Below are 17,797 nucleotides of genomic sequence, written 5' to 3' on the forward strand. Positions count from 1 at the left end.
CAACTTGTTTTTTTATTTTATAAACCTTATATTAATATTATAAATTTTTATTTTTATTAAAGCTTGCTTTATTTTAGCTATAAATAACACTATTTTGACATTCTAATACTAAGTAGGTGATTAATTGGCTTATACTGATAAAAATAATTTAAAAGAAACTGTAGATAGAGGAATTTCTGTAATCCCATTTTATATCTACCATCAACAGTTAAAAAAATACACACTTTATTTACATTGGCATAATGAAGTTGAAATAATCTATGTGGAAAAGGGTTCCTTAATTTTTACAATTGATACCGTACAGTACGAAGTATCTGATGGTCAGTGCATAATAATAAATAGCGGTCAACTTCATTCCGCTGCATTTATTAATAATGAGGTTACAGTACATCATGCAGTATTATTTGATTTAAACTTTTTAAGCAGTTCCTGCTTTGACTACTGCCAAAGCACTTATATCTCGCCTTTACTAAATGGACAGTATAGATTTCCAACCATAGTTGACGAAAGTTCTATTTGGGGAGGTAAAATAATTGCAAAGGTAAAAAAAACTTTAGAGATTTATGATTCCCAATATATAGGCTGGGAACTAGATATAAAGGCTTGCTTGTACAAAATCATTTCACTTACAGCAAGGGAAAATAAATTTCTCATATGTAAAGACACCTCCAAGTCTTCAATTAACTATAAAATTACTATAATAAAAAAATTATTGTATTATATACAATGTAACTATAATAATAAAATATATATTGAAGATTTAGCTCAGGAAGTAAACATGAACCCACAGTATTTTTGCAGGTTTTTCAAGGCCAATACAGGTAAAACCCCAGTAGAATTTATTAATGAATTTAAAATTGAACAAGCTGCTAAATTAATTGAAATGGAAGATAAAAAGATATTAGACATATGTTACGAGGCAGGTTTTGATAACTTCAGCTATTTTATCAAAAAATTTAAGCAGTATAAGAACTATACACCTAGTAAATATAAAAAATATAAAAATCAAAACATTATAAAATAAGCTTAAATAAATTTTAGAGGGTTAAATGATTATTATCATTTAACCCTCTACCTCTTATGTTATATCTATTATAAGACTAATATATACTATAAAATTCTGCTGCAATATACCATGAATTTTGTTAAGTAATTGCTTTGTATAATAAATATAACCAACTTAGAACACAATACGCCTAAAATTATCCCTGCTAAAACATCGGTAGGATAATGAACATATAAATACAACCTTGATACAGCTATCAAAAATGCAATAAATAAAAATATTATTCTGTATTGTGAAAAATACATTGATAATACACTGGCAGAAGCAAATGATGAAAGTGTATGCCCTGATGGAAACGAATAGGTAATCGGCTTGGAAACTAACAGCTCCTTAAAACTTGCACTGCAAGGCCTGTCCCTTCTAACTATATGTTTTATTACTCCTTCTCCAATTAATGTACTTATTAGCAATGTTAATATTACTATATATCCAGTCATTCTATTGGAATCATTTAAGAATAAAACTATGGATATAGCTATCCATATAGCTCCTAAATTTCCTAGACTAGTAATTATAGGCATTATGCCATCAAAAAATTTATTGTTTAGATGCTTCCTTATAGCAAGTAATATATAGTTATCAAAGTTATTTATCTTTTTTTGAAGGTTATAATACATATAATCACCCCTTAACTCTGTATAATTACAATAAAGCAAAACGTATTATATTCTCAATTGCTTTTTCTTGCTTTAATTCTTCTTTTATAAAACATTATAATTGTTTTATATTAATTTTAGATTAAAAAAAGCTTATATTTATATTAAAAAATTTAATTGTAAAATAGGAAATTATATTGTAATTCAGTTTATCACAAATAATCAATATAAACTAGTTGTAGTTTTGTAAAAATTTAAACTTATATTTACAATCAAACTAATAAATATTATTACAATCATGTAACACTTTTTTTCTTACTCCATATTATATTATTGTGAGTTAAGTTTATTGGAGGTAAGCAATGTATTTTAGAAATAACAGCGAGGAATTGGACCCTGAACTTAATAATAATGACATTAATTTTCAAGACCCTGAATTAGATGACAACCGTCATAAGCACCACAAACATGAAGATGAATGTGAAGAAATGGAAATGGATTACATGGAATGCCCTATGATGCATCAGTGTCCAATGATGCACCAATGTCCTATGATGCACCAACAACATATGATGCATGAAAATCCTATGATGTATCAGGAGCATATGAAATCATCTAGTGATACAAAATGTTATAATAGAGATACTGACCAAGACGATGAAATGTTAAGACAGCATTATTACAATTATCATAACCGTCCAAACTATTACCATCACAGACCAAGACCATATTATCCACCTTATTTTAATCCTTATTTTATACCGTTTTTCTTCTATGGTTATCCTCAACATAGACCAAGTGAATATATGCACTATCATCAATATTAGATAATTTTTTAATTACCATTGTTTAATAGCACGCTTTTTAGCGTGCTATTTTATATAAATATAAAATAGCCTAGGCAAGACCTAGGCTCATTTTTAACAAGAACTTCTTCTATTGTTTCCATTTAGTACAATTATTATAATTATAAAAATTATAATCCAGCTTCCCCCAAATCCGTTCCCGAATATATTACCGAATCCACACCCTGAGTTATTATTACAACAACATCTTCTTGAACTACTATGTCTATGCCTGCTCATATAATTCACATCCTAAACTATTTTTTGAAGATATGTCTTCGGTATATTATATGACACTTTATATTAAGTGCCACTTAATTATAATCCTGCTTAAAATTTTCATACTACTCCATTCTCCTACTCGACTATAAAAATACTACCTGCTAATAATTTTATTTAAACTTTCAAAGGTATGATCAATAATTTCTGCACAGCTTATTCCATTAATTTTCAATTCCTTGCAGGTGTCCGTTTTAAATTTTTCTTTAACATCTAGCATTAATTCTTTTGTAAGTATTCTTGCATCGTTTTGTTCTGTATTATCTTCTCTTCCCTTCAAAGAACCAATAATTACTGAAGCTGCTCCTACGGCTCCACACATACTGCCAGTTGCGAAGCCAGTCCCCATACCACTTCCAAGGCTAATTGGAATATTAGTATTGTTTTTTTCGTTAAAGGCCTTAATAATAGCTTCTGCACAATTATAGCCTTGCTTATGGTACTCTGATGCTTTTGTCATAATAACACTCCTCTTAAGTTAATAAAATATAATATTTATCTTTTTAAACTTCCACTATATCTACCTGTGCCGCCTGATACATTAATTACATTATAACCACTGTTTTTTAGCATACTGCAAGTTCTAGAGCTTCTTGAACCTGATTGGCAAATAATATAGTATTCTTTTGATTTATCAAGAAATTTTTCAGGATCATTCAAAAGCTCTCCCATGGGTATATTTTTTGCTGTAGGTAGATGTCCACTTCTATATTCATATTGCTCTCTAACATCTATCAGATTAATTTTACCAAATAGCTCTTCTAAATCATTCACGTCTACTGAGCTAAATGTACTTTTAAATGAAAATGGAAACATAATAATTACCTCCTAAAATAATATTATATAAGTAATTGCTTATATAATTATATTATATCTATAATTTATTTTTGTCAATAAAATATTATAATTTTACAATAAATAAAATTTATTTTGAAACAGCGCCTAAGCAGATTTATCCATATAGCAGAGTATAGTATCTACTAATTTTTGCTTCTAATTCATCAATGCTTATATGTCTTGCTTCTCTTAGTATCTCTTTTCCTTCAATAAACAATAGAATAGCAGGTATAGTAAAAACATTATACGCTGCTGACAGGGATATTGCCTTTTCTACGGTTACATCTGCACTCTTAATCTTTGGATAGCCTTTAAGAAGCTCTTCAATCTTAGGCTTCATAGCACTGCATACACTGCAATTATTCCCTCCAAAATAAACTAAAACCATTTGGTTGTCTTTTATTAATCCTTCCATGCTTTCATATGAATTAGCTCTAATCACTTTTTTACTCCTTAGTTATCGCAATAATTTGTTTTTAATGCTAGAATTATATTTACTATCCTATCATCGTGAATAGAATAAGTTATTGATAAGCCACTTTTATTTGAGTCTAATATTTTATTTGCCTTGAGCATTGCTAAGTGCTGTGATAGTGCTGGCTGCGATATATGCACTAGCCTTTCGTGAAGCTCACTAACAGTCATAGGTTTTTCAATTAGATGACAGACTATAGCTAACCTATTCTCGTTGGATAATACCTTTAATAATTCTGATATTTCTTTTACTTTATCAACCATTTTTTTCTCCTTATATAAGAAATTTATTATATTCTTATACTATTATTATATTAATTTCTTGTCAATATGCAATTTTAAAAGGGTGAATTTAGTATACACTTACTAAATCCACCCTTATCTTTACTGTTCTATTTTCTTAGCTATTTCATCTATTATAGCTTTTCTTTCTTCACCTAAAACATTAATTAATTTTGTTGGCATAAAACCATTTTTATAAACTCGATCTTCATTCTTTTTTATCATTTCTATAATTGTTGTTTCAAGATTCTCATATGTAATTAACCCTTCATTATACATATCAACAACATCTTTTATTTTAATTGCTAGTTCTCTTGGGTTTCTGTATACTGCTCTCATATTTTGCTCCTTTATTTATGCATAATAATTTTGATTATATTATAACCTAACCTTTAAACTTTTTAAATACTAATATTTCATAAAGTGACAAAAATTCTTTATTATTGCATATATGATTTCATAAAATTACCACCTTAGCTTTCTAAGGTGGTATAAGCTCTTTATGCCTTAAAATCTGAATTATTATTCATATTAACAATAAGTTGCTCTTGCTTATTGTTTTGAAGCATCATATATACATAGAATGGAATTCCAATGAGCATTAGAATAAAGCCATACATTACAACTTCTGCTCCAGTTCCATATATAGCATATACAGAATAAGCAAATGCTATTAATGATATAAAAGAGTTCTTTAAGAAATTCCAAATATTAAATTCTTTTGCCTTTTTCTTTAAAAGTACTATTTCAGCAGCAGCTGAGAATGTATATGCTGGTAAGAAAGCCAATGTAGCAAGTAAAATCATAAAGTCAAAGGCCGATCTTAATGACCCTACATAGTTTAATATGAGCAGTAAATTTGCACATATTCCACTAATAATTAATGATGCTATAGGTGTTTTATACTTTGAATGAACCTTTCCAAAAATCCTTGGAAACAAGTTATCTTCTGCCCCAGCAAAACCACTTCTAGCTGTTGTTAATACCCATCCTGATGTAGCACCTAATGTAGAAATTACAGCACCTATTGCTATAAAGTTTCCTCCCCAGGTTCCCCCAGTTGCAGCATTAATTATATCAGCTAGTGGTGCCTTAGAACCAGCAAGAGTAGCTTGATCCATGGCTCCCATAGCTACTACTGATATAATTATATATATTACTGCTGTTAATAAAATTCCATATATTGTACTCTTTCTAATATTCTTTTCTGGATTCTTAATCTCACCAGCTGGTATTGTAGCACTTTCAAGACCTACAAAGGCCCATAAGGTTACTGCTACAGCAGCTGATAATGTATCCATTCCGCTAACCTTTGCATCAGATACAGTTTTTAAATAGTCAGGATTAAAATTAATAGCGGCAATTATTATAAACACAATAAGAGGAACTATTTTTAAAACAGTTGTAATAATGCTTACTATTCCTGCTTCCTTAACACCTAAAATATTTATTATCGTAAAAAACCATAGTATAGCTGAAGTTACCAGAAATGCAATTAAAGGTTTGTCTGCAGCAGGAACGAAATGTGTAAAATAACTCATAAATGCGGTTATAATTGCTGCATTACCAACCCATGCACCTATCCAATAAGTCCAAGCAATTAAAAATCCTGCAAAATCCCCAAAGGCTGCTCTAGTATATTCTATAGGTCCTCCTGTCTTTGGCATTTTTGATCCTAAGTTAGCAAAACTTAATGCAATTAGAATTGAACCTATTGCTGTAATAACCCAAGCTAATATTGATGTCTTTGGATTTGATTGGGCTGCCAAGGTTGCAGGTGCCATAAATACTCCTGAGCCTATCATATTACCTACAACAATTGCTGTAGCTGCCCCAAGCCCTAATTCCCTTTTAAGTTTATTGTCCTGATCATCTAGTAAGTTTTTCTTTGACATTAATATACCCCCCGACTCAATAAATTTATAAATTTAAAGAAGTTACATTCACCTCTTAAAATTACTAAGTTGCAATTAAGCTATACATTTTAAAAATCTATAATCATCAGTTTAATTGTAATTAATTATTGAGTCGTAACTTAAATTGTAAACCATTTCAATTTTAAATGGGGCAACCCATTATAATAATTTTATACTAATATGGAATAAATTTCAATATGCATATTAAAATGTATTAAAAAAACAGTCATAGTTTATATTTAATATGTCTACAACTGTTTTTTGCTTATTTAAAATATAAATTAAATTCTTTTTAGTTCTTGAATAAATTCTAATACTTGTTCTTCTTTAGTAGCCCAGGAAGTTACAAGTCTAATAGCTGAATTATCTTCATCAACTTTTTGCCAAATATAGAACATATATTTTTCTTCAAGCTTTTCAATTACCTCATTAGGTAAAACCGGAAATATTTGATTAGATGGAGAATGCGTTAAGAGGGAATACCCAGCTTCACATAGCCCTTCTTTTAATATTTTTGCCATATCATTGGAATGCCTAGCCAAATCAAAATATAGATTATCTTTGAAAAGCTCTAAAAATTGTATTCCAAGTATTCTGCCTTTTGCAAGTAGCGCTCCCTTTTGTTTGATATGAAATCTAAAGTCTTCTTTTAGACATTCCTTACAAATTATAAGTGCTTCACCCATTAAGGCACCATTCTTAGTACCACCTATGTAAAACGCATCAACATTCTCTGCTATATCAGATAGTTTCATGTCATTTTCTTCTGAAGTTAAAGCTGATCCAAGCCTTGCACCATCCACATATAGAAGAAGCCCATTACTTCTACAAAATTTACTCAGCTGCTCCAATTCATGTTTAGTATATATAGATCCTATTTCTGTTGGATTTGAAATATACACTAATTTAGGTTTTACCATATGTTCATCAGTATGTTCATCAAGAGCTGCTCTAACATGCTCCGATCTTAACTTTCCATCATTAACCTTTATGGATATAATTTTATGACCTGTAGCTTCAATAGCACCAGTTTCATGAACAAGTATATGCCCAGTATTTGCTGCAATTACTGCTTCATGCGGCCTCAAAAAGGCTGATATAGCAGTTAAATTAGTTTGAGTTCCACCAGGTAATAAATGAACATCTATATTATCACGTCCACATTTCTTTTTTAAAAGTTCAACTGCTTTCACTGTATATTTATCCTCGCCATAGCCTTCTAGCTGTTCCATATTTGATTCCATTAAAGCACCCAATATCCTTGGGTGAGCACCTTCGCTATAATCATTTTTAAAACTATACATAGGTAAGACCTCCTTATAATACATTATTGGAATTATAACTCATTTTTATATTTTAATCAAAGTATTAGTTTCTTATATCTTCAAACTTCTCTGTTTCATCTTCGGTATTCAAATACAATTAATATAAAAGAACTCTACAAAATATCTATACAATATCTGTAGAGTCCTTTATACATAATTATCTATTCATAATAACTAAATACTGCTTCAATATTTGCTATTATCTTATTTTCACCTGCTTCAATAGGAGTAGCTGTAGTAGAAGCTTTTAAGCCGGCTGTCATTAACGGAGTAACTACATTGCTTGACAGTTCTACAATTTGGATTGGTACTTCACTTATACTTACATTAAGTTTCCCAGCAATAGCCATTGCTTTGCTTTGAGAATCCTTTATTGCTAGTTTCAAAGCTAAATTATAATATTTTGATGGTTCTGATACTATGAAGCTAATATTATTTATAGAGTTGGCCCCACCTTGTACTGCTGCATCTATTACTTTTCCCACGCTATTTATATCCCTGATGATTACTTTAAGTGAATTAGTAACTATATAACCTCTAAAGATTTGTTTGCCATCAATATAATCATATTTCATATTAATAGAATAGCTTTGAGTTTGAATATCTTTTTTAGATACTCCCTGTTTCATTATATTTTCGATTACTTGCTCTGTAATTTCAGCATTCAACTTTTGGGCTGTTTCTAATTCTTTATCCTCTGTTATTACACTAATAATAACCTCAGCCATATCTGGTTTTACATTTACAGCTCCACTGCCAAATACCTTCAATTTATTTGCGTATTTCATTATTTTATATTCTTCAGCATTATAATAATTCATATAGTTTGGAAACATTCCCTTCATCCCTTTAATATAATTACTATAATATACTATGACTAATTAAAATAATGGTGATATCTTTTTAGCAGCTTTCTTTGCCCTTCTCTTTTTTCTTGTTGCAATTCTTACAATAATGAAGATAACAAGTGCAATAACAACTATTATAATAGCACATATAGAAATTGAAAAAACATTTGGGCTGCTGAACATTGCAATTATATTGTGACTACCCAAAACTACCTTTCTTTCATGAGTTTCACTATAATACTTAGGAATTTGAGAAACACCATTTACTTTATCAAAGGATTTAAGATATTCAGCAATTGCAAACCATTCTTTTACCTCGTAATTATTTCCATTAGAATTATCTTTGATTATCTGAGCTTCAAAATCAGTAATAGGTTTGCCATCCTTAGTTTTTGGAACAATGGATAATAACCCATAAGATTTTTCACCTACTACAGAAAGCATTTGTGCAGAATATAATCCTACCACAACACGATAGAGTTTCTTATCTTCAATTATTTCCAAAGTACCATCTGGCTTTTGTAGATTTGCTTTAGTCACTTTATTTAAAATTATTCGATTAGGATTGAAGGCAAAGTTTAACCCTGACATATATAGCTGCGCTGAAGACATCACTGGCGAAATAGAAGCATCCACTTCGCATGCTGTCTTTAGCTCTTTTCCTGTAAGATACACAGAAATTAATGGATAACCTGAAATCTTGTCAGCACCTATTCCTAAGGAACTAGCATTAAACGCATCTGATACAGTAATATTTCCTTTTACAAAGGAACCTCTTATTGTACCAGTAGGAACAAAGGCAGCTGCTACTGGCTCATAATTTGCACCTTCCGCTTTTTTCACAGCATAGATATACGCATCTGTAATTAAGTTTCCTAGAGTATCCTCTCCATGCTTTTTTCCTATATCTGATGAAGGAACAAAATTCATTGTTGAATAAGCAAGAATTTCATCAAACTTCATATCAAATCTATTAAGATACTTTTGCTCTACTACGCTTTTAAACTTTTCTATAGTTTTAGAGATATTAGAGTCTGGTGTCAACGTATTATCTATTTTGTCAAGCTTATAATTATTTAACTTCCATCTCTTATCAGAATTCTGAGTAATATTTATTACACCCAAATTTTCGCTATACTCTCCACAGGAACCAATTATAGTACTTCCAACAACAATTGGTTTTTCAAGTTTAGTATGAGTATGACCACTAATTATCACATCGATTTCTGGAACATTCTTTGCTAGTTTTTCATCTTCTGATTTTGATTTATCCACATCTACACCTGAATGTGATAAACAAATAATCATATCAACCTTTTCTTTATTCTTCAAAATATCTACGACTCTTTTGGCATTTTCAGTAACATCAGTAAATTTCACCTCTGCCATTGGTGCGCTGTCTGCTGCATCTAAACCTATCAGCCCAAAAACACCAATTTTTATACCATTTTTCTCTATTACAGTATAGTCTTTAATCCCATAATCACTCATAGCCTTTTTCAAATTAGCTAAAGACTGAGATAGGTTACCACTTTTATCGGCGTTAAATGAAACATTTGACTGCACAATTTGAGGCAGCTTATCTCCGCTGTTTTTTGCAACATTCAAGCTATCAGCGAGTCCGTTTGCTCTAAAATCAAATTCATGATTTCCAAGGGTTACAGCGTCATAACCCATTTGACCCAATATTCTAAGCTCTGGAGCATCACTAGAGTATATTGATTGAAATAGAGTACCCATTGAATAATCTCCAGCATCAACTAATATAGAATTGGCACTACTTTTCTTTTCAGCATTAATTGCGCTTTGAAGTTCTGCATACCCCCCAGTTCTAACAACTTGTCCATTATCTTGAATGCTAGTTGGAAGTAAATGATCGTGCATATCATGAGTAAAAAGTATTGTCATAGTCTTTTCATTATTATCTGCAAATACTTTTTTGCCGCCCATAGGCTGCAGCATTAAAACACACAATAAAATACATAGCCCTCTTATAAACGTTTTCACTATATCTACCCCTTAAATAATTTACTTTAATTCAATAGTACATTGATTAATGGGCTCATGGCAAGTATTTTTAGATTTAATTTATTAAATAATTATGCCAGAGCTTTATGCATGGAAACATATATCAAACTTTATTTATCAGAAAATTCACATTAGTCACACAGTTATCCACATATTTGGACATGCATTTTAAATTATCTACTACCTACTCAATTAAATTTGCTATTTTCAACATTATCTGTCCCTCGCAACCTTAAGTTGACAAAAATGTTACTCTTACTTGGTAGTTATTATACGGAAGTACTAGTATACTTAAATTGAGGTGATTCATATGAGTTTTAATGAGAAATTACAAACACTCAGAAAGAATAAAGGGCTTTCCCAAGAAACCCTTGCAGAAATTATAGGAGTTTCTCGTCAAGCCGTTGCGAAATGGGAGGTTGGTCATTCTTTCCCTGACTTAGATAAATTGATACTATTAAGTGATTTTTTTAGAGTTAGTATAGATAAACTAGTAAAAACTAGTAATGATAGCTGTAGTAAAGAGTGCGAGAACAATATTGAATATGAAGTAAGCGAAGAGTTAATCGATTTTTTAATAAAAGCCAAGAAATCTGGATATGCAGGAAAAGGTATTGAAACAATATCTTCCAGGCCATGTTCTCACGACTTTCAATACTCTGAAGGTTACTTAAAATATATAGACACCTATATTGGTGGCGAAAAATTTGCAGGCGAAGAGGCTTTGTGGATTGAGAACACTCCCTTCTGGTCAATGAATTATATAGGTCGAATTACTAGCGAAGGTTTTTCGGGGGACTTTTTAAAAGAAGTTTTACTATTAGTACCAAAAGATAAACCGTATCGTGGCCCCTTATCATATCAAAAGGGAGATTATATATATCATTGTTTCATTAATGGCAAATTTGATTGGTTTCAAGGTTTAGAGGAAATCTTTTATAGCGGCACTAAAGTTTATGAATGTATCTTTCATGGCGGTTTAATTAAATAAATCTTTACTATAGCTTTATACTAATATAAAAAACCATGCTAGATTGAAATACAACCTTGGCATGGTTTTTTTGTACTTGTCTTAGTAATTTATTTTAACAGCAGTCTAGCATCTTTTTTACTTCTGCTTCTTTCTGGAACAATAAGCACCCACCCGTATGCTCTAACGCAAGTATTTCACTCTCTTTAATATGTTTAAATAATGGGGATTTCAGTGCTTCCAGTAAAGAGCATTCTTTTAAGTTAGTATCTGAATAAGGAGAAAACGGGCACGGCTCTGCCCCTCCATTAACATTAATATGAAAAAAACCTCTTCCAGCAGCAAGACACCCACCAGTGTACTTCTCATCCCCTGGGAAGGAGATAAAAATAGCATCTTCGAATTCTTTTCTGAGCTTTTCCTGATTATCCTCAAGTATTTTACGCTCCAAATCCGTAGGTTCAAGACCTCTTGTTGCTTCAGTTACCGGAACATATTCTACAAAAACCACGCTTCTGCAGCCCATAGTATATAACTCGTTGAAAAAAGTACTACTAGTAACAGTTTGTATATTTTCTCTGGTAACAGTAATAGAAATTCCAAATAAAATGTCCTTTTTCTTCAAAGAATTCATGCATTTCATTAATAACTCATATGTACCATTCCCACGTCTTTTATCAGTTTGCTCTTGGCGTCCTTCAATACTAAGAATAGGAATAAGATTTCTATTCTTATCGAATAAATTAATATAGCAGTCATCTATCATAGTACCATTCGTAAATATAGGAAATATTATTTCTTTTACCTTTGCTGCACTTTGTATTACTTCTAGCCTCATAAGGGGCTCTCCACCTGCAAGTAAAATAAAGGATATACCTAATTTCTTTGCTTCATCAAATATTTCATTCCATCTATCAGCCGACATTTGTTGTTTATCTAAACCCTCTCCACAGGTGTTATTTTCTCTTGCATAACAGCCTTTGCAGTGCAAATTGCAGCTACTGGTTATACTTGAAATTAGGAAAGGTGGTATATTCATTCCCTTAACCTCAAATGATTCTCTTCTCTTCTTAGCTTCTTTACTTGAAATCATATAGTTCATTATAAAAGCTGTTTCTTTAGGATTTTTAAAGGATGCTTTTATTATACTTTTTATTATATTCTCCACTCCATTGCTCATGTACGTAGATAGATCAAAAGCATTTTCCATAACTGTATCTCCTTAACCCACTTATTCAACTTTGTGTGAAATGTTATTTAAATCTTCCTCTACTTAGCGCTAGGATTTTTTCTTTAAAAGTACTGTCCACAAAAAGGACTTTCCAAAAACATTATCATCAGCTGATTCTAGCATTTCTCTAAATTCAACTATCTCAAAATATTGCTCAAGAATTGTTCTTAGCTTATATTCAGTAAAACCAATTCCTCCATGCATCGAATAATCTCTATAAACATCATAATCAGAGATATTCGCGCCACCCTTTAAATTAAAGCATGTCATTGCATAATATCCATCTTCTTTTAAATATTTTAAAATAGTGTTTAAATATTTTTCTCTTTTATGTGGTTTAATGTGATGAAAGCATCCAGCATCATAAATAAAGTCAAAGCTCTTTTCATTATCTTCATAGTCGAAAATAGATTGACATTTAAAATTAACATTTACGCTCTTTTCTTTAGAAGTTTTTATTGCCCATTCTATAGAAGTCTCAGAAAAATCTATTCCTTGAACATCAAGCCCCTTACTTGCAAGGTATAATGAGTTTCTTCCATTTCCACAACCAACATCTAGTGCCCTTCCACGCTTTAATATTCCATTATCAAAATATGAAACAAGGTTTTCATCAGGTATACAATGAAAAAAAGGAATGGGCTTTGCTTTATCAGAATAAAATTTAGTCCACCATTCTTCATCTCTTTTTTCTAATATTTCATCCAGCATAATAAATACATCATCATTATTTTTTATTATTTCGGAATCAATTTGCTCAAGCATAACTATACCCCCAAATTACTATTTACTATCTTACTTAATTATACCACTAGTTAAATATTATTCCAAATATTTAACTTTATGCAAAACATATGATTAAGATTAAAACCAATTATATTACACTTAAAATGCCATATAGCAATATCACTGTATATGTTTAATACTACAGTACATTGAAAGAAAATCGTGATATAACGTTTTTATAGGCAGTTTAAATGCCATACCTTTATCATTTTATAGAATCAAAAAAAGATAAACATAATTTAAATATTTTAAATTTCTATTAATCTCATAGACATTATTATTAATGTATGTACAATTTATTTTTTGTATATACTTATCATAATTTTGTATATACAATCCAAAAATGGCATGATATAATAACAATAGATAATTTATGTAAACGTTGTCAACATTTTAATAAGGAGGTGTTTCCAAAAAACTTATTAGACAACTATTGCATAGATATTTTACTTCAAATTATATATGAAAAATAAAGGGGAATCCAAGAAGATGAAAAAAAATAGAGTTTTTAGTATAATTACATCTGCTTTAGTTTTATTAACTTCTATCAATGCTAGTACAGTAAATACCTTTGCTGTGCAAGAGCCAACTACTCCTATAGAAAACTATCAAAATATAAGCATAGCTTCAGATTCTCAAGCTGTAAATGTAAGCAGTGACCTTAATAAAATAAGTGCCTTAGACCAAGGTACTGTTGTTGTAAGATTTAAAAGCACTTCAAACGCAGCACTTCAAGCACTCTTCTCAATAAGTAACAATACTGTGGATAATGGATATTATGCGCTATATTACAACAGCTCAACTAATAAGGTTGGGTTTGAAGCTAGAACTCAAACTGGTTCAACCACCACTGCTCTTGCTGCACCTAGCACCACTGTCACTTCTAATCTAAATGGCTTTAACACACTAGCTCTTAAAGTAACTAAAAATACTGATTATAAATTATTTTTTAACGGTAAACTTGTAAATACTACTACAGCTGCTACAACTTATTTCTTTAAGGACATAGTCGGAGCCAATGCCCAAGCTATCGGAAAGATCTATAGAGGCGGTATAAGCTCTAGTAAGAATTGGTTATTCAATGGAGATATAGACTACGTTAAAGTTTATAATTCCCCACTAGATGATAGTTATCTCTCTACTGTTACTGGAGAAACCTTTATAGATTTAAATAACCAACCTCTTCCATCAGGAGTTGTGAAAACAAATCCTGTAAACTTAACCTATCCCGGATTTGCTAACTCAGATAATTTCAGAATTCCATCTCTATATACAACCAAAGCAGGCAGCGTATTGGCAGGAATGGATTTAAGATATGGAAGTGCAGCTGATACGCCTAATCACATAGATGAAGGTATAAGAATCAGTAAAGATAGTGGTAAGTCTTGGGATAGTGGAAAAAGAGTAGTGTATCAATCAAATAATGGTGCATCTATTGATCCAAGCATTCTCCAGGATAGCTCCAATGGAAGAATATATATGCTTTTTGATGTAGCCCCAGATGGTGTTTACTTCGGAAATTCAAAGAAGGGCTCAGGATATTCAACAGTTAATGGAGTAAGATGTTTAAATTTATATGACAGTTTAAACAATGTATATACAGTTCAAAATGGAGTAGTTTACAATAGCAGCAATATTCCTACTACATACACAGTAGATTCATTAAACAACGTTTATCAAAATGGTAGTTTAGTAGGAAATGCCTTTAGCAGCAGTTGTCCACTTAAAGTTTTACAAAGCTTTTTTCTTAAATTAGTATATAGTGATAATGATGGACAAACTTGGAGCGATCCAATTGATATTACTCCTCAGACTAAACAAGATTGGATGTATTTCTTTGGAACTGGACCAGGCAGAGGCATTCAGCTTAAAAACGGAACCAGCGCTGGGAGATTAATTTTTCCTATCTATTATACAAATGCTAATGGTAAGCAATCAAGTGCGGTAGTTTACTCTGATGACCACGGTACAACTTGGAAATTAGGAGAGTCTCCAAATGACGGAAGAGTAGAAGGTACTACAACACTTAGCTCGCAAACTCTAAACTCCAGCACTTATGAGCTAACAGAATCTCAAGCTGTAGAAATGCCAGATGGTCAAGTTAAGTTATTTTGCAGAAATTATGGAGGAAAAGTAGCAGTTGCAACAAGCTTTGACGGTGGTGCTACATGGGATTCAGCAATAATAAAGGACTTTACTCTTGCAGATCCATATTGTCAGATGAGTGTAATAAATTACAGTCAAAAAATTGATGGCTTAGATGCTATTATTTTTTCAAATCCAAACTCAACTAGCAGTAGAAATAATGGTACTGTAAGAATAGGACTTATTGAAGCAAGTGGTACATTACCAAATGGTAAAACTAATTATACTTTCAACTGGAAATACTCACAATTGGTTAAGTCAGGAAACTATGGTTATTCATGCTTAACAGAATTGCCAAATGGAAATATAGGGTTGTTCTATGAGGGGGATTCCAGTAATTACATGCAATATACTGAAATGAACATTCCATATATAGAATGGGTTCCTACAATACAACCAGTGACTTATATTTCCTCTCAGCTTATTGGAGCTCAAACATCCTTTAAATCAAATGATAGCTTTGGAATAAGCTATAACTTTGATCAAAGAGTAATTGGAATTGGGACAAGAACTATTACTGCTCAAATCGGAGGTATTTCAGTACCATTAACATATTGTGTAAGCGATGATGGCAGGCAAATAATATTTAATGGCACTATACCTGCTTTATCTGACGGCAGTTATCCAATAAATATTTCATTACCAACCAACCTTAAAATATATAATGTTGCAGGAACTGAGTATTCTAGGTCAGGCTCTGAAGTTTTTAATGGAACAATCAATATTTCTAATGCAGCAACAATATCAACACCAATATTAAACTATCAAACAAATAAATCTTTTACAGGAACAGAATATAATGATATTTCAAACGACATTAGTGCTGTAAGTGGATTAACTCAAGGTTCTATTGTTGCTAAATTTAGCTCAACTAGTACAGCTGCAGCAAAAACCATATTTAGCCTATCTCACTCAGCAGATTCATCAAGTAACATGACACTTTCATTAAATAATGGTGCTTTACACTTTGAAAATAGAGAAAATGGCACCTATTCAACTAACTTTACAACTACTAATACTAACTATAACGATGGGGCAACTCATGTGGTAGCATTAAACGTAAGTAATAGTGGTACTACTCTATTTGTTGATGGAGTAAAAGTATACACTGGAACTCAAACAGCTTTTGCAAGCAGTATTTTAACCCCTGATGCAATGAATATAGGGAGAAATCTTGATAAGGATGCCGGAACAGCTGGGCAGTGGTACTTTATTGGTAATATCTCATATGTTCAAGTATATAGTACTCCTTTAACAGATTCAGAATCTGCAGTTTTAGCGCCATAAAATTTCGGACTTGCTTATTAAAAGCAAGTCCTTTTTACTAATTTTTCTCCATAAGCATATATTACTGGCATTTTAAAACAAAACCCACTATCTTTATTGAACTGCTCAAGACCATCAAAAACTTCTCTCTTAAATGTATCAAATTTATCTTTTCCAAGTTCTTCTATGCTTTCAAAAATACCTCTTACAGCATTTGCCCACATTTCCTGCCACCATTCTTCTTTGTTCCTATATATAACATCTGCTGCTTCTTCATGTGCTTCAACATTTTCAAATCCTGAGTCTTGCAATATTTTTATCACACCTTCTACACAGTCAAGCTTAGGCATACCGGTACTATTATTCTTTTGTGGTGGTAAATCCAAATATTTATTTACAATTTCGTTCAGCCATATTTGATCCTTTTGTATTCCCCATATACTAAAACCAGCTTGTCCGCCATTCTTTAACACTCTTAATATACCATTTAATTTATTATCACTTAAAAGTAGATATCCCATTCCAAATCCACAAATAATGTTATCAAAAGAGTTATTTTCAAATTCTAAAAATTCAGCACACATCATTTTAACATCTGCATTTGTTATTTTTTGTGTAAGTATATCCTTATGAGTTTCACTTACCATCATTGATGAGTTATCAATACCTATTACATATCCCTTTTCTCCAGCTTTTTTAATAGCCGGAAATAATGAAGCACCTCTCCCCATACCAATATCTAGAACGCTGGAGCCTCTTTTTATGCTTGAGAGCTCAACTAATCTTTCTCCAAAACTATTCCAATAGGAAGGCCCAACTTTTCCAAAGCTAGGTGCAACCTTATCCCAAATACTTATAACTTTTTTAGTCTCATTTCCCATTTTTAAACTCCGCTTTATAAAA

The 17,797-nt window shown here is 31.2% G+C and carries 17 protein-coding genes; 4 read left to right on the plus strand and 13 right to left on the minus strand.

What is annotated here, in order from left to right:
* Nucleotides 1-124 precede the first annotated feature (124 nt).
* Nucleotides 125-1,024, plus strand: coding sequence for an AraC family transcriptional regulator (locus bsdE14_RS21580; protein ID WP_264852090.1), 900 nt, complete (start codon nt 125-127; stop codon nt 1,022-1,024).
* 86 nt (nt 1,025-1,110) lie between these two features.
* On the opposite strand, the gene bsdE14_RS21585 is transcribed toward bsdE14_RS21580, so the two are convergent.
* Nucleotides 1,111-1,683, minus strand: a complete 573-nt coding sequence (locus bsdE14_RS21585) for a phosphatase PAP2 family protein (protein WP_264852091.1) — start codon at nt 1,681-1,683, stop codon at nt 1,111-1,113.
* A 341-nt stretch (nt 1,684-2,024) separates the two neighbouring features.
* On the opposite strand from bsdE14_RS21585, the gene bsdE14_RS22370 reads away from it, so the two are divergent.
* On the plus strand, nt 2,025-2,489 hold the full coding sequence (locus bsdE14_RS22370; protein WP_309298131.1) for a hypothetical protein: 465 nt from the start codon (nt 2,025-2,027) through the stop codon (nt 2,487-2,489).
* 394 nt (nt 2,490-2,883) lie between these two features.
* Here the strand turns inward: bsdE14_RS22370 and bsdE14_RS21595 are convergent, their stop codons facing one another.
* From bsdE14_RS21595 to bsdE14_RS21635, 9 genes are all read right to left on the minus strand, one after another.
* Nucleotides 2,884-3,246, minus strand: coding sequence for a C-GCAxxG-C-C family (seleno)protein (locus bsdE14_RS21595; RefSeq protein ID WP_264852092.1), 363 nt, complete (start codon nt 3,244-3,246; stop codon nt 2,884-2,886).
* Between the two features lie 35 nt (nt 3,247-3,281).
* On the minus strand, nt 3,282-3,602 hold the full coding sequence (locus bsdE14_RS21600) for a rhodanese-like domain-containing protein (RefSeq protein WP_264852093.1): 321 nt from the start codon (nt 3,600-3,602) through the stop codon (nt 3,282-3,284).
* A gap of 136 nt (nt 3,603-3,738) precedes the next feature.
* Nucleotides 3,739-4,065, minus strand: coding sequence for a thioredoxin family protein (locus tag bsdE14_RS21605; RefSeq protein ID WP_264852095.1), 327 nt, complete (start codon nt 4,063-4,065; stop codon nt 3,739-3,741).
* An 11-nt stretch (nt 4,066-4,076) separates the two neighbouring features.
* A complete protein-coding gene (locus bsdE14_RS21610; protein ID WP_264852096.1) occupies nt 4,077-4,361 on the minus strand; it encodes an ArsR/SmtB family transcription factor in 285 nt (94 codons plus the stop codon).
* A gap of 120 nt (nt 4,362-4,481) precedes the next feature.
* Nucleotides 4,482-4,718, minus strand: a complete 237-nt coding sequence (locus bsdE14_RS21615) for a TIGR04540 family protein (protein ID WP_264852097.1) — start codon at nt 4,716-4,718, stop codon at nt 4,482-4,484.
* 161 nt (nt 4,719-4,879) lie between these two features.
* The gene (locus tag bsdE14_RS21620; protein WP_264852098.1) at nt 4,880-6,274 is read right to left on the minus strand and encodes an amino acid permease; all 1,395 of its coding nucleotides are present in this window, start codon (nt 6,272-6,274) and stop codon (nt 4,880-4,882) included.
* A gap of 302 nt (nt 6,275-6,576) precedes the next feature.
* A complete protein-coding gene (locus bsdE14_RS21625; RefSeq protein ID WP_264852099.1) occupies nt 6,577-7,599 on the minus strand; it encodes a threonine aldolase family protein in 1,023 nt (340 codons plus the stop codon).
* Between the two features lie 182 nt (nt 7,600-7,781).
* On the minus strand, nt 7,782-8,465 hold the full coding sequence (locus bsdE14_RS21630; RefSeq protein ID WP_264852100.1) for an SIMPL domain-containing protein: 684 nt from the start codon (nt 8,463-8,465) through the stop codon (nt 7,782-7,784).
* Nucleotides 8,466-8,501: 36 nt separating this feature from the next.
* A complete protein-coding gene (locus tag bsdE14_RS21635) occupies nt 8,502-10,475 on the minus strand; it encodes a bifunctional metallophosphatase/5'-nucleotidase (RefSeq protein WP_264852101.1) in 1,974 nt (657 codons plus the stop codon).
* 331 nt (nt 10,476-10,806) lie between these two features.
* On the opposite strand from bsdE14_RS21635, the gene bsdE14_RS21640 reads away from it, so the two are divergent.
* A complete protein-coding gene (locus bsdE14_RS21640) occupies nt 10,807-11,487 on the plus strand; it encodes a DUF5680 domain-containing protein (RefSeq protein WP_264852102.1) in 681 nt (226 codons plus the stop codon).
* 94 nt (nt 11,488-11,581) lie between these two features.
* Here the strand turns inward: bsdE14_RS21640 and bsdE14_RS21645 are convergent, their stop codons facing one another.
* On the minus strand, nt 11,582-12,676 hold the full coding sequence (locus bsdE14_RS21645) for a radical SAM protein (RefSeq protein ID WP_264852103.1): 1,095 nt from the start codon (nt 12,674-12,676) through the stop codon (nt 11,582-11,584).
* Between the two features lie 69 nt (nt 12,677-12,745).
* The gene (locus bsdE14_RS21650) at nt 12,746-13,462 is read right to left on the minus strand and encodes a class I SAM-dependent methyltransferase (protein ID WP_264852104.1); all 717 of its coding nucleotides are present in this window, start codon (nt 13,460-13,462) and stop codon (nt 12,746-12,748) included.
* Nucleotides 13,463-13,972: 510 nt separating this feature from the next.
* Here bsdE14_RS21650 and bsdE14_RS21655 point away from each other — a divergent pair.
* A complete protein-coding gene (locus tag bsdE14_RS21655) occupies nt 13,973-16,915 on the plus strand; it encodes a sialidase domain-containing protein (protein WP_264852105.1) in 2,943 nt (980 codons plus the stop codon).
* 17 nt (nt 16,916-16,932) lie between these two features.
* Here the strand turns inward: bsdE14_RS21655 and bsdE14_RS21660 are convergent, their stop codons facing one another.
* Nucleotides 16,933-17,775, minus strand: a complete 843-nt coding sequence (locus tag bsdE14_RS21660; protein ID WP_264852106.1) for a class I SAM-dependent methyltransferase — start codon at nt 17,773-17,775, stop codon at nt 16,933-16,935.
* Between the last annotated feature and the right edge of the window lie 22 nt (nt 17,776-17,797).

The sequence above is a fragment of the Clostridium omnivorum genome (assembly GCF_026012015.1).
GTDB classification, from domain to species: Bacteria; Bacillota; Clostridia; order Clostridiales; family Clostridiaceae; genus Clostridium_AX; species Clostridium_AX omnivorum.

Coding starts and splice junctions, on each gene's coding strand:
- bsdE14_RS21620 (WP_264852098.1), bottom strand. CDS start 6,274: ATGTCAAAGAAAAACTTACTAGATGATCAGGACAATAAACTTAAAAGG.
- bsdE14_RS21630 (WP_264852100.1), bottom strand. CDS start 8,465: ATGAAGGGAATGTTTCCAAACTATATGAATTATTATAATGCTGAAGAA.
- bsdE14_RS22370 (WP_309298131.1), top strand. CDS start 2,025: ATGTATTTTAGAAATAACAGCGAGGAATTGGACCCTGAACTTAATAAT.
- bsdE14_RS21625 (WP_264852099.1), bottom strand. CDS start 7,599: ATGTATAGTTTTAAAAATGATTATAGCGAAGGTGCTCACCCAAGGATA.
- bsdE14_RS21640 (WP_264852102.1), top strand. CDS start 10,807: ATGAGTTTTAATGAGAAATTACAAACACTCAGAAAGAATAAAGGGCTT.
- bsdE14_RS21615 (WP_264852097.1), bottom strand. CDS start 4,718: ATGAGAGCAGTATACAGAAACCCAAGAGAACTAGCAATTAAAATAAAA.
- bsdE14_RS21655 (WP_264852105.1), top strand. CDS start 13,973: ATGAAAAAAAATAGAGTTTTTAGTATAATTACATCTGCTTTAGTTTTA.
- bsdE14_RS21600 (WP_264852093.1), bottom strand. CDS start 3,602: ATGTTTCCATTTTCATTTAAAAGTACATTTAGCTCAGTAGACGTGAAT.
- bsdE14_RS21645 (WP_264852103.1), bottom strand. CDS start 12,676: ATGGAAAATGCTTTTGATCTATCTACGTACATGAGCAATGGAGTGGAG.
- bsdE14_RS21650 (WP_264852104.1), bottom strand. CDS start 13,462: ATGCTTGAGCAAATTGATTCCGAAATAATAAAAAATAATGATGATGTA.
- bsdE14_RS21595 (WP_264852092.1), bottom strand. CDS start 3,246: ATGACAAAAGCATCAGAGTACCATAAGCAAGGCTATAATTGTGCAGAA.
- bsdE14_RS21610 (WP_264852096.1), bottom strand. CDS start 4,361: ATGGTTGATAAAGTAAAAGAAATATCAGAATTATTAAAGGTATTATCC.
- bsdE14_RS21585 (WP_264852091.1), bottom strand. CDS start 1,683: ATGTATTATAACCTTCAAAAAAAGATAAATAACTTTGATAACTATATA.
- bsdE14_RS21660 (WP_264852106.1), bottom strand. CDS start 17,775: ATGGGAAATGAGACTAAAAAAGTTATAAGTATTTGGGATAAGGTTGCA.